This window comes from Burkholderiaceae bacterium DAT-1, from assembly GCA_019084025.1.
Lineage (GTDB): Bacteria > Pseudomonadota > Gammaproteobacteria > Burkholderiales > Chitinimonadaceae > DAT-1.
This window is the reverse complement of sequence record JAHRBI010000004.1, coordinates 410,320-423,204: the sequence shown is the minus strand read 5'-3', so window position 1 is coordinate 423,204 and position 12,885 is coordinate 410,320. Positions and strand designations below refer to the sequence as shown.

The window sequence follows — 12,885 nt, the reverse complement described above, 5'->3', positions numbered from 1 at the left end:
GGGACGTTTCCTCACGGTGGCATCCGCAAAAACGGCCTCCGAAGAGGCCGAATCGCCTAAACCGGTAGTGGCTGCCGCTCAGTGCTGCAGAATGGAACCGATATTACCCGCACCACTCTGGCTGACCAGTGCTTGCTGGCCAACGCCACTCTGGGTCACGGTCAGCTGGTTGCCTGAACCTGCCTGAGTGGCCCACGTCCAGTTGTTGCTGCCCGATTGCACGATAGTTGCAACCTGACTGCTACCGGTCTGACCCAGATCGGCCACGTGACCATCTCCGGTCTGATTCACGTTGGCCCTGTGGTTATCGCCATCCTGTGTCACTACTGCAGACAGCAGTGAACCAGACTGATTGATCACACCATTGCTACCCGCACCGCCAGTCTGAATGATGCTGGCAGATGAGAAATCGGCAGCTTGCTGAATCCGGGCCGATGCACCAGAGACACCCGTCTGGCTACTTGCTGCCAGCGAGCCATTCCCGCCTTGCTGAATGCTGGCCACCGTATCGCTGGTTTGCCCCTGCCAGATGCTGGCATTGGCATTGTTGGCCGTGCCATCCTGGCGAATCGTGGCACCGGCCTGAGCGCTACCGGCAAAGCTCACGCCAATCTGGGTGACACCTGCCTGGCTGGAAGTGCCCTGCTGATCGATCACTGCAAACGAGCCGTTCACATTGCTTTGGTAAAGATTGGCGACATTACCCACGCCAGTTTGATTGATGCTATCAAAATTGGTGCTGACCGTTGATAGGTTGTGCACATCGGTCAGGGTTGCAAACGCCTGATTTGCCGTGCCATTTTGCGTAATTTCTAGATTGCTGTTTTCAATCGTGGTGGTGGCCACCTTGGCTTGATTCGCCTGATTGGTCTGACGAACAGTAATACCGGCGTTGCTATTGCGCTGGTTGATATCGGCAGCATTGGCATTGCCGTTCTGTTCCAGCAGCACATTAAATGCACCAGCGGCAGTCAGACCCGTCACATTATCCTGCTTAACCACCGAGGTATTGGTGCCACCGGTTTGAGCAACGCTTGCGCTTGCCTGATTCGAATTCTGCTGCCTCAGCTTGGCATCATTGCTGCTCCCGTTCTGCAGCAAAACCAGATTGCCCTGAACCACATTGGACTGCAGCGTCATGGCCGTGTTGGTGTTACCGGTTTGGGTCACGCTGGTTTGCGAGCCATTTCCCGTATCGCCATATACCTGTTCGATGGCAGCCTGATTGCCGTTACCGGACTGATTCAGGGTAGTCACTTGCTGACTGTCAGCGGCGGCAAAACCTGACAGCGCAATCACAACGGCAAATGGCAGTGCTTTCATGGACATATTCATGCTGGTCTCCTTGAGTCGGAACAGGTGCGCGGCGACTTAGACTGAATGTGCGCGCACCTCAGAACATCAATTGGCGGTGAAGCGGAAGTTGTAGATGCTGAAGGTGGCCTGCACACCCGGCAGACGGCAGATCATGTCGCTGGCCGAGCCATTGAGCGTGATGCGGAAGGCCTCACCTGCGCGCACATTGACCTGTGCATTGCCGTCTGACAGCGGCAGACTGGTCATGACATTGTTGATCATGTAGCCGGGCGGGCAGGAGTCAGTGACATTGCTGACGGTGTAACTGAACGTCACGCGACCCGAATAAGGCATGGAAGGAATTTCCATAACTGCACCGCTTTGGTACCAGGGCTGGTAATTACGCAGTACCGCGCGCTCGGGCATGGCCGAGAAATCAACCAGATTGATTGGCGAATTGGAACCTGTCAGCCATTTGTCAGCGGCAAAGGGGCCTGTAAAGCCAACCACGGTGTTGGTACATGGCTGCGTCGTAAATGACAGATCCTTACCCTGTACCGTCGCGAGTGGCGGTTTGGCATCGCCCTGAAATGCATAGTGATACACCGAGCCGCAGTTCAGGCCGGAAATGGTCGCCGATTGCGGGCCCTGAACACCCTGCTGGCTGGTCAGTGCGGTATTGCCATAGCTGGTAGTCGGGCCATACACAAACCGTGTACCGCTTACGCCATAGATGGAACGGGCAAAGCCGTTAAGTTGCGCGCTGCTGCTGGTAATGTTGGTGGCTGCAACCGATTGATACGAGGTGCCGGTGCCGACTGCCGGTTTACACGCGGCAGTCGCAAAGCTCAGTACCTCGCCTTGCACTGTCGGGAAGGGTGGCTTGGGATCACCCAGAAACTTGAAATAATATGTGGTAGCACAGTTAAGACCGCTGACATCCAGTGTCACCGGACCTTGAACGCCCTGAGGATTGGCAACGCCAGACTTGTTCAGGTTATCCGGACTGGTGCCCCAGAAAAAGAATTCACCACTCACGCCCACTGATGATTGCGCATTGCCATTTAGCCGGGCCGTTGTATCGGTTACATTGCTGGCGGCCTGAGTCTCGTAGAGTGTGCCGGCAGCGGCAAAGCCGGGAGCCAGAACCAGACACGCCTTGAGTAAATGCCATTTATTGAACATGTGATATCTCCTGATGCATTCCTGTAAGCAATACTGAGATCCGGATGGCGGCACACAGCCGAGATCATTGCATCCATCCGCTTTCCCCTACCCTCGTGGTTTTGCAGCACCATTGATGCGGTAAGGCAAATGCAGTGTCGCTTACCCTGCACAGTCAGATTCTTCCGTTTTCCTTCCGAAAACTTCTCCCATCTTTTCAATGAATTAGCGCAAACACACCACGCGGAATCCAGACAAAAAAAGGGAGCAAATGCTCCCTGTCATGTATTAACCGCACACCTCAGCAGGCGATTGCCATCAGGTCAGTCGCCAGGCTTATCTCCGGGATACCAGGCTGTCACCAAAGGGCGGGTAAATGTCGAAAGCGAGGTCCGCTGCTTACCTTCCGGCGAGAAATTGTCATCGGCCAGCCAGGACTGGAACACGCGCTGCAATGCGGGCCATTCCGAATCCAGAATCGAGAACCATGCAGTATCGCGATTTCGACCGCGATCGACACGTGCTTGCCTGAAAGTACCCTCGTAGCTGAATCCCAGACGGGCAGCGGCACGGCGTGATGGTGCATTCAATGCATTGCATTTCCACTCATAACGACGATATCCGATAGAAAAGGCATGCTCCATCATCAGGTACATGGCGGCAGTTGCCAGCCTACTCTGCTGCAGCAAAGGACTATAGGTGAGCCAGCCGACTTCAATACAGCCTTCGGCAGGATCCATACGCAGGTAGGATGCAAACCCCAGCGCCTTACCGGACTGCATATCGATAATGGCGTAAAACTGCGTGGCTTCATATTGATCCGAATGGGTAATCCAGTGCTGAAAATCCGCTAATTGCGGAAATGGCCCGATCGACAGATATGTCCACATGCGATGCTCGCGATCAAGCAGAAATGCCTCATGCAGGTCGGGGGCATGCGCTAGGCTCAGGGGCTCGATCCGGCAGCCAAATCCTTCCAATGCAGGGAAACTGGGCAATGTCGGCGATTGCCAGTGATGAACCCGAAGCCCGATGGGCTGGCCCAATTCGTTCAATTCAAATGCTGACATGGTCGATCCGTATAAAGTAATTCGTCTAATTTTGAATTTTGATCAACAGGCACATTGAATCAATGCCTGATCGTAGTGTCCCGGCTGATCACCTTTAACCACGGGGTGACCATCGCGCAGCCAGAAATCAAGGCCACCAATCAGCTCCTTGACGGTCAGCCCAAAGCTGGCGAGCTTATAACTACCCTGCGTGGAACCATTACAGCCAATGCCATCACAGTACGCCACATAGATCTTCGTGCGATCAAGCGTAGCCGTAGTTTGCGCATTCATGGTGCGGTGGGGGAAGCTGACAGCACCCGGAATATGACCCGCCGCATAGGCATCGGATGAGCGGGTATCGATCACCACTACATCCGGATGCACAGCTTTCAGGTCGAGCGCCAAATCCCAGGCATCCGTATGAAACCGCAATTTGTCGAATAAATAAGCCGCACTTTCAGCTGGTGTGGCAATGCCAGTCGCACGTACAAATGATTCGGTACTCATATAGACATCCTCCCGATGAAGTATGGCAAGTTTAGTGCGTGAATGGCATGATTCATACAGCCAATTTTCAATACCCAATAGAGCCAATCATGCCCATTTCGCGCGATGCATGGATCAATCTTTTACAGGCTGAATCCGGGGAAGGCTTGCAGCGCCAGCTGGTGACCAAGTTGCGCAGCCTGATTCTGGATGGCCGGCTCGATGCCGGCAGCCGACTCCCATCTGCACGTACATTAGCCACTGATTTGTCCGTGGCCAGAATTACGGTCGATCAGGCATATGCCAGACTAGAGTCGGAGGGTTATCTTTACCGGAAAACCGGTTCCGGCACGTTCGTCTCCGATGCTGCCCAGCATTTACCCAAACCTGCGGCGGCAACAGGTGTGATCGCTACACATCATGCGCCGCCATTATCAAAACGGGGCATACAAACACTCGCCTCCACCGCCTGCATCGAACACACAATCAGAGGTGCATTCAACGCAGGACTGCCCGATGGTCAGGCTTTCCCGCATGAGACCTGGCAGCGAATGATCAATCAGATCTTGCGTACCTCCGCACGGGAACTCGGTGACTATGGGCACCCTCAAGGTCTGCTATCCCTGCGCACCGCCATCGCCAACTGGATGGCGCATTCCCGAGGTGTGCATTGCACGGCTGATCAAGTCCTCATTCTGACTAGCTCGCAACAGGCCATTCAGCTCACGGCGACCCTGCTGCTTGACCCCGGCGATACCGTTGCCATGGAAAATCCCGGTTACCTGGGTGCGCGCACGGCTTTACAGGCCGCTGGCGGCAGCCTGATCCCGATTCGGGTCGATCAGGATGGCGCAGATCCCGCTTCGCTACCTGAGTCGCATCATCCACGATTGGTCTATTTAACACCGTCACATCAGTATCCACTCGGGCACGCCCTCAGCCTGTCACGCAGGCTTGACTGGCTTGCCCGTGCGCATCGCGATGATGCATGGATCATCGAGGATGACTACGATGGCGAGTTTCAGTACGACCACCGTCCACTGCCTGCGCTGCAGAGTCTGGATCGCGAAGGCAGGGTGATTTATATCGGCACCTTCAGCAAGGTGCTGTTTCCGTCATTGAGACTCGCCTGGATGGTGTTACCAGGTACGCTTGCCCACATATTTGCCGACGCACGTACAGCATTTGATGGCCACTCATCTGTCCTGATGCAAGCAGTCACCGCTGCCTTTATAGAGCAAGGATACTTTGCCAGCCACCTTCGGCACATGCGCCAGCTATATCGCAGCCGTCGCGATCTTCTGCTTGATTGCCTACAGGTCATTGATGACCGCGTTCAGCCTCAAGGGACTGCATCGGGTTTGCAGTTTGCAGTGACGACCTCTCCTGAACTCGAGCAAAGCATCATTCAGGCAGCCAGGGGCACACTGGTATTACGCCCGATAAGCCAGTTCCATACCACTCAGACTGCGCATTTTGGCTGGCTTCTCGGGTATAGCGCACTGGATAATCAAACGCTCCGCAACCATGCCACCCAGCTTGTCAAGCTTGTGCAATCGGCCTCTTGAGCACATTTACCGTCTGGCGGATGAGATGTCCAGCATCTGTCCACACTCCATCAAGTACCATATAATTATTTGCTTATTTAAAGAGAAATGCATGCCACTTTGCGCCGGATACATCGACTCTTCATGCGAGCGGTCGAAGCGCGATTGAGTGACCAAACCCGTGAGAGGGACGCATGCTGTCGATAACCCGCGTGACTCTAACCGGACATCCATGGCCATTCCCCGTCTGCCGTTTTTCAAACATTTGCTGGTAGTGCTGGCACTGGGTCTGAGCATTCAGCTCGCTTCGGCTTTTGTTACCTTGCGTGGGGCCTGGGACAATGTCACCTTGTTCAGCGAAATCATTGGGCAGCATCATCGCCAGGTAGAGATGGCCGAAGCAATTCAGAACAGCTTCAAATCGCAAGTACAGGCGTGGAAGGATTTACTTCTTTACTCGAACGATCACCATTTGCAAGAGCAGTACTGGACAGCTTTTTTGAGTCAGGAAGCTGCTGTGGCCACCCAATCGCAGCAACTGCTTGCCGAACTGGACGATGAAGATGCGCGTAATCACCTGAATGATTTTATGGTGCTTCACCAACAGGCGGGGAATGCGTATCGACAAACCTTCGCCACACTACACGCCGATCAGAATGCACTTCAAGAACAGCGCACGATCAATCTGGATCGCGCACCTGCTGCACGCCTGAGTTCCCTGAACGATGAGCTGAACGCCCATGCAGATGAAGCGGGGCGAGCTGGCATGGAGAAATCGGTGCAGGCGCTGAACCTGGCGGGCTTGATGCTGTGCTTGTCGATTGTAGCCAGTAGCCTGCTCTATTTTTTCCTGGGTCGAAAAATCCTCCGCATACTGGGCGGTGATCCGCATCAGATACGTGACATTGTGATCAAGCTGGCACATGGTGACTTGCAGGTACCGATTGAAGTAGTGGAAAGCGACCGCGAGAGCCTGTTAAGTGCAATCAAGCAGATGGCGGAGCAAATGTCCGAGGCCTTTACGCAGCAACGTATTGCAGCGGTCGCCTTCGAATCCGGTGATGGCATCGCCATCATGGATGAACACTTCCATATTCTGCGTGTCAACCGCTCCTATACCCGCATCACAGGCTATATGCCCGGCGATGTCATCGGCCAGACTGCCACCGAACTCGATCATATCCGGCTTCATTCCGGCGAATTCCAGCGCCTGCGCTCGATTCGAGAGCGTGAAGGCAGCTGGCTGCAGGAAGTCTTGTACCGACGGAAAGATGGTAGCGAGAGTCCGATGATCATGTCGGTATCTTCCGTTATCAATGATCAGGGCAGGATTACCCATCTGGTTGCCACCCTATCGGATATTTCAGAGCAAAAGAAGGCGCTAGCGCAGATTCACGAACTGGCGTATTTCGATCAACTCACGCATCTGCCGAATCGAACGCTGCTACAAAACCGCTTGACGCAAGCCATGGCACGCAGTGCACGCAATGGCCATTTTGGGGCTGTCCTGCTGCTCGACCTCGATCATTTCAAACTATTGAACGATATGCATGGACATGAGCATGGCGATCGTTTACTCACCTCCGTCGCCGAAAAGATGAATGCCACCATACGCCAGGTGGATACCGTCGCCCGCTTGGGTGGGGATGAATTCGTCATTCTGCTCGAGCACCTGGGACAGGACGGCCAGACCGCCGCCGAACAAGCGGGCATCGTAGCAAACAAGCTACTGGACGCCATTGGCTGTGAGTTTCATCTGGGCGACGTAGTTCACCGAAACACGGCAAGCATCGGGATTAGCCTGTTTCTAGGCGCCGAGACTCGCCAGGACGAGCTGTTCAAACAGGCGGATCTGGCGATGTATCGCTCCAAGGAAGCGGGACGCAACCGTTATCACTTCTTTGATAAGACAATGGAAGTAGCCATTGCTCACCGGGTGGAAATTGAAAATGATCTGCGCCGCGCCATCAAACACGACGAGCTGGCCTTGCATTATCAAGCGCAGGTAAACGAGGCGGGTGATATTGTTGGCGTTGAAGCCTTGCTGCGCTGGCATCACCCTGTGCGCGGACTCGTGCCTCCCATGGAATTTATTCCGATCGCAGAAGCCACCGGCCTGATTGGCGATCTGGGCGAATGGGTGATCACTGAAGCGTGCAAACAACTAAATCACTGGGACAATGATCCCTTGCTCAATCACGTTGTGATTGCGGTGAATGTCAGCGCCCTGCAGTTTGGTCAGACCGACTTTGTCGATCGCGTCGCCTCGATTGTTCACGCCACTGGCGCGCGCTCCGGCAAGCTGAAAATCGAACTGACAGAAAGTGCACTGGCCAATGATATCGACGAAGTGATCGAAAAAATGCATGGCTTGCGCGCGCTGGGCATCTCCATCTCTCTGGATGATTTTGGCACAGGGTATTCGTCCCTCTCCTACCTGAAACGACTGCCCATTGATCAACTCAAGATTGACCGCTCCTTTGTGCGGGATATCCTGACCGATAGCAATGATGAAGTGATTGCAAAAGCGATTGTCTCGTTGGCCAATAGCCTCGGCCTCAACGCCATCGCCGAAGGGGTGGAGAGCGAAGCACAGCGGCAACTCCTGCTTGAAGTGGGATGCAGCCATTACCAGGGCTACCTGTTCAGCAAGCCCGCCCCCGCGGCTCACCTGGAGCGAGCAGTCCGTCGTACTCACTCATCCAAAGATGATGATGACGTGGCTGTCGCCGTAGGCTAGGCGCTAGGCGTGACGCGAAATCGTCCCATATAGCAGAAGACCTCGCCAAACACGGGATGTGTCAGACGGAAATCCATGTCGAAATGCTCGTCATCGGCGATCTGTTCAACAATTGTCGCATGACCAAGTGAGAGCCACTCGGGAACAGGCAGGGCGAGCCGGCCGAGTTGCATCACATAGCGCACGCCTTCGTATTCAATACGACCTTCGCGTACCCACACTGCCATTTCAAGCGCCAGCAGCGGGTTGATAAACTCGATAACGTGATTACCCCGCCCCGCTTTCACCAGACTGCGAAAGTGGAGCTGTCTACCATTGGAGTAGGTCAGCTCCCGCCACCATTGCTGCCCGCCTGGAGTCGGTACGGTACGTACTTCGGTATGCACCATCTCGCCTCGCTGATTAACCAACGCCCCCATCAGCCGAAGTACATTGAGAACTGCCTGCATCCATCTCGGATACCGAACAGCCATCGTGCCCGTTTCGTGAGTCTCACCCGCCTGATAGTGCCGCTGCAGGACGCGTGGCAGATCATGCCAGCTTTCACCCAGAACCTGCTCAATGATGCTTTTCATTCGCCTCCCCCCGGAATATGTTTCAGCACCATCATCAGGACAACCGAAACCATGGCAGCAAATGCCGGCACGCCCAACCAGAACCAGTATCGAGCCAGGCGCCAATAGACCGCATCCAGGGGCATATTTGCCGATACGGCGGCCTCTGCCAAAGTACGCATGCGGATTTGCAGCCACACCACCGGCAGCCAGCATAGTCCGGCCACCGTGTACAGTGCCAGACTCGCCGCAATCCATGGCGTGCTGAGCGGCCAACCCGCCTGATGCACCATCCACAATCCGGTGAGTGGCTGCAAAATCACGGTTGGCGTAGTAAACAACCAGTCGGCCAGCACCACATGCCGATTCGTCACTGCGATGTGGGCTACATTCCCGCTACGATCGGCCATCCATTTGTAGAAAGCGCTGCCAAGACCCGTACCGAACAGCAGCACCATACTCAGTATGTGCAACGCCTTGATATGGAGGTAGTCCATACTCACGCTCCCGCCAGCATGGCTTGCAGCAGCGCTTGTTCCGGTGGCCGGGGAGGACGTCCTAGAAATGCTGTCAATCCATCCGCCGCTGCGTGATTGCCCGCTACCAGCATCCTGATATTGTCCGGCTGCATCAGAGGCACCAGCGGCGATAATAGATACGCTCCGGCAAGCCCCATCCAGACTGGCACCGGCAGCTGACGTAATGCGCCTTTTCCCATCGCATGCCGCAGGCAATCCAGCCAGGCCGCAAAGCTCATGGCCTCCGGCCCCACCACATCCAGCGTTTGTCTTGCCAATGGCGAATCCAGCGCACGGATCACCGTGGCCACCACATCGCTGACATGTACAGGCTGTACCAGCTGCCGTCCTCCGCCTAGTAGCGGCGTCAGCGGCAGGCGGGCCATCAGGGCGAACATCGCGGTACTACTGCCACCCGGCCCGTACACCAGCGAAGGGCGCAGCACAAACCAGTCTACATCCATTGCACGCAAGGCATCGTCCGCAGCCCGTTTACTCAGATGATAGGCAGAGAATGCCGTGTCATCGGCGCCCAGCGCCGAAAGCTGGATGATGCGGGTGATGCCTGCAGCCCGAGCAGCCTGAAATAGTGCAACAGGTGCGTCGGTGTGCAGGTGATCGAAAGTCTGCCCTTTCGTCTCGGCAATAATGCCGACTGCATTGATGACAGCATCGACCCCGACAAGCAAAGGCGCCCATTGCTCGACCCGGGTGTGGCGGGAAAAATCAATTCCGTGACTGCGTGAAGCCGGCTTCACGGTGTGACCCGCGGCCAGAAGTGCCGCGTGAATGTGGCGGCCGATGAAGCCGCTTGCCCCTGTTAGCAACACCTGCATGATCATCTCCCCGTAAAGTGATGCTCACAGTGTGTAGCAACCGTCTGGCCAGTGCTTCCGAAACGATCCAGTCGGAGTATCTGGCATCCGGAATGATCGATCCGGAATGCCAACCCTTTGAATTTAAACGACTCTACTTTTTCAGCGAAGATTGTCGGTAATGTCCCGGCGTGCAGCCTTCCAGTTCGCGAAAGGCTTCGTAAAAGGTAGATTGTGAAGTAAAGCCAACGCTCAACCCCACTGACAATACCGACGCACCGGGTTGCTGAACCAGCATGTCTTTCGCAGCCATCACCCGGAATTCGCGGACATAGCGGGCGAAGCCCTTGCCCAGCCGTTGATTCAATAACGCCGATGCTTGGTGGGTGCTCAGTGCGAGCCGATTAGCCAGCATGGATAGGCTGAGATCGGGATCGACATACAGGTGCTCATCTTTCATCAGGTAGTCAAGCCTGCCCAGTGCCGCCTCACAATCCACCTGTCTCAGGGTGTTTTGCGGGCTAACCTCGCGCGCAACTTCTTCGACCTCCTCAGGCAGTTGCGGCCGCACGCCCAGCATCCATTGCCCAAGGAAAAACGCGCATCCGATTGCAATGGCATACAGACTCACGAAAGCACGACTCACAAACATCGCAGGCATCCAGCCCACTGCGGCAACGCACAGTGCAATGGCAAAAATAGTGCCGAGCACGGCCACTTCAAGATGAAATCCCGCACGTTGCGCGCGCAATGCATACAGCCAACGCCCAACTGAAAGTAGATAGCCTGCGCCAAGTACAAAGGCTGCAGCCGTCGCCTGTGATGAGGGCAACAGGCAGGGCAGCAATACTGGTAATGCATGAAGTGCGATGTGCTGCGCGGTAAAGGTGGGTGCATCCGGCAGCACAAATGGCCTGATCCAGAGCCATGCCGCAGGCGCCACTACAAATAGCATCATGCGGTAGTACACCGTCTGCAACCACATGCACTCGCCTGACAGCCAGCCCGCATGGGCTAGCTGTAGTGCTGCCAATGCTGCGAAAAATGCGTATCCAGCCCATCGCGAAACAGCATGGGCAGGGTGCATCTGACGCAAATGGGTGACCCAAAGCAATGCTGCGCTAAAAATAGAGAAGCCGGAAAGTAGGAGGGCGATGATTGTCATGAGCGGAAAATATCAGAATCCAAGCAGATATAGAAAGCAGGACATCACGTTGTCATGCACGTGAAGCGCTCTCTACCATTCGCCCGAGGGTCCGCATCGCCTGATCTACAGGTTCGCTATACGTTTCACCGTAAGTCAGTCGAATAAAGTGATCAAACCGAGAGGTGTTTGTAAATATAGAACCCGGCCACAGCCGAATTCCCTTTTTGAGTGCATCCTCGAACAAGGTCAGTGAGCTCACCTGCTCCGGTAACTCAATCCACAGGTAGATGCCACCCTCCGGCACCGTCATACGAATGCTGTCCGGGAAGTAATCGTAAATCGCCTGGGCATAGCGCATACGCTGATCGCACAAATGTCCGCGCAGCTTTTTCAGATGACGGTCAAACGACGATTCCGCCATAAACCCGGCTGCAACCAGTTGGTGCAGTGCATTGTTCGAGCGAGACTGCACATACTTGAGCATACGCACTCGTTGTTGCCACTTGCCCGCAATCATCCAGCCCAGGCGCAAACCCGGTGAAAGCGTCTTGTGCAGCGAGGCACAATGAATCACATTGCCCGATCTATCCCAGCGCTTGAGCGAGGCTGCGGGTAATTCTCCCTGCCCCAGGACGGAATAGGAATCATCTTCAATCAAGGCAATGCCGTGTTGCTCGCAGAATTGCACCAGTCTTGCCTTGGCCTCGTCCGGCATCACACTGCCTGTGGGATTATGGAAATTGGGAACCGAAATCACTGTCGTTAGTCCCGGACACATGCGTTGCGCCAGCTCAAGCGCATCGATCGACATGCCGGTTTGCGGACTGGTCGGGATTTCCACCGCTTTGAGACCCAGACTCTCGATGATTTGCAGCAAACCAAAAAAAGTAGGGGACTCGATTGCAACCGTGTCGCCAGTTTGCGTGACGGCACGCAACGCCAGATTCAGAGCTTCAATCCCCCCGTGAGTCACGATGATTTCGTCTGGCGAGACATCGATCTGCGCAGCGAATGCCCGTCGTGATAGCACCGACTTCAGTGCCGGCTCTCCCCCTTCCCGTGCCATGCGGCCGAACAGGTCTTTGTCTTCGCGCATGACTCTCGTCGCTAGTCGCTGCAGGGCATCCGAGGGGTAATAGCGAGCCGAAGGGCTGGCATGCGCTAAATCTACCGTCACCAAGGCCTGCTGACCCGCAGCAATCACCCGAGACACCCGCTCGTTAATTCCGACATACTGTGCCGGATCGATGGCTGCTGGATCGGGCTCTTTGGCAGGCCGAACACGACTACGAACGCGCAGCTTCACAAAATAGCCGGAGCGATCCCGTGCTTCGATGTAATCTTCCCGTTCAAGCAGGCGATACACTTCCACGGCGGTCGACAGACTCACCTCATGGCGCGCCATCAGCTCCCGCAGCGATGGCAAACGGGTACCCGCCACCAGTGTCCCTGATTCAATGGCTTTCCGGTATTGCGCGGCCAGACGCTGATAAAGTGATGGCATATTCATCGGGGGATTATTACATTGAGCTGTTCAGGTATACAGATGCAATTTTCTGCAAGCCG

Annotated in this window: 11 protein-coding genes; 2 read left to right on the top strand and 9 right to left on the bottom strand. The window is 55.3% G+C overall.

Features of this window, described 5'->3' with window-relative positions; all coding sequences use genetic code 11:
- Positions 1–78: 78 nt before the first annotated feature.
- The 4 genes from KSF73_10650 to KSF73_10635 form a co-directional block, all read right to left on the bottom strand.
- Positions 79–1,335 carry a hypothetical protein gene (locus KSF73_10650; GenBank protein MBV1776170.1) on the bottom strand — a complete coding sequence of 419 codons (1,257 nt, stop codon included), beginning with the start codon at positions 1,333–1,335 and terminating at the stop codon, positions 79–81.
- Positions 1,336–1,401: 66 nt separating this feature from the next.
- On the bottom strand, positions 1,402–2,481 hold the full coding sequence (locus tag KSF73_10645; GenBank protein ID MBV1776169.1) for a hypothetical protein: 1,080 nt from the start codon (positions 2,479–2,481) through the stop codon (positions 1,402–1,404).
- A gap of 302 nt (positions 2,482–2,783) precedes the next feature.
- Positions 2,784–3,530 carry a GNAT family N-acetyltransferase gene (locus KSF73_10640; protein MBV1776168.1) on the bottom strand — a complete coding sequence of 249 codons (747 nt, stop codon included), beginning with the start codon at positions 3,528–3,530 and terminating at the stop codon, positions 2,784–2,786.
- A 42-nt stretch (positions 3,531–3,572) separates the two neighbouring features.
- Complete coding sequence (locus tag KSF73_10635) at positions 3,573–4,019, bottom strand: rhodanese-like domain-containing protein (GenBank protein ID MBV1776167.1); 447 nt, start codon at positions 4,017–4,019, stop codon at positions 3,573–3,575.
- A gap of 89 nt (positions 4,020–4,108) precedes the next feature.
- Between KSF73_10635 and KSF73_10630 the strand changes: the two genes are divergently transcribed.
- Complete coding sequence (locus KSF73_10630; protein ID MBV1776166.1) at positions 4,109–5,566, top strand: PLP-dependent aminotransferase family protein; 1,458 nt, start codon at positions 4,109–4,111, stop codon at positions 5,564–5,566.
- Positions 5,567–5,777: 211 nt separating this feature from the next.
- Positions 5,778–8,285: an EAL domain-containing protein gene (locus tag KSF73_10625; GenBank protein MBV1776165.1), complete on the top strand. Its 2,508-nt coding sequence runs from the start codon at positions 5,778–5,780 to the stop codon at positions 8,283–8,285.
- Here KSF73_10625 and KSF73_10620 read toward each other — a convergent pair.
- The 5 genes from KSF73_10620 to KSF73_10600 form a co-directional block, all read right to left on the bottom strand.
- Positions 8,282–8,860, bottom strand: coding sequence for a DUF4166 domain-containing protein (locus KSF73_10620; protein ID MBV1776164.1), 579 nt, complete (start codon positions 8,858–8,860; stop codon positions 8,282–8,284). The genes KSF73_10625 and KSF73_10620 overlap by 4 nt on opposite strands.
- Positions 8,857–9,336 (bottom strand): DUF2269 domain-containing protein, encoded by a 480-nt coding sequence (locus tag KSF73_10615; protein MBV1776163.1) that lies wholly within the window; start codon positions 9,334–9,336, stop codon positions 8,857–8,859. Before KSF73_10615 ends, KSF73_10620 begins: the two co-directional genes overlap by 4 nt.
- A 2-nt stretch (positions 9,337–9,338) precedes the next feature.
- Positions 9,339–10,193, bottom strand: a complete 855-nt coding sequence (locus KSF73_10610) for a complex I NDUFA9 subunit family protein (protein MBV1776162.1) — start codon at positions 10,191–10,193, stop codon at positions 9,339–9,341.
- Between the two features lie 133 nt (positions 10,194–10,326).
- Positions 10,327–11,337, bottom strand: a complete 1,011-nt coding sequence (locus KSF73_10605) for a helix-turn-helix domain-containing protein (GenBank protein ID MBV1776161.1) — start codon at positions 11,335–11,337, stop codon at positions 10,327–10,329.
- A gap of 52 nt (positions 11,338–11,389) precedes the next feature.
- Positions 11,390–12,829 carry a PLP-dependent aminotransferase family protein gene (locus KSF73_10600; GenBank protein MBV1776160.1) on the bottom strand — a complete coding sequence of 480 codons (1,440 nt, stop codon included), beginning with the start codon at positions 12,827–12,829 and terminating at the stop codon, positions 11,390–11,392.
- Between the last annotated feature and the right edge of the window lie 56 nt (positions 12,830–12,885).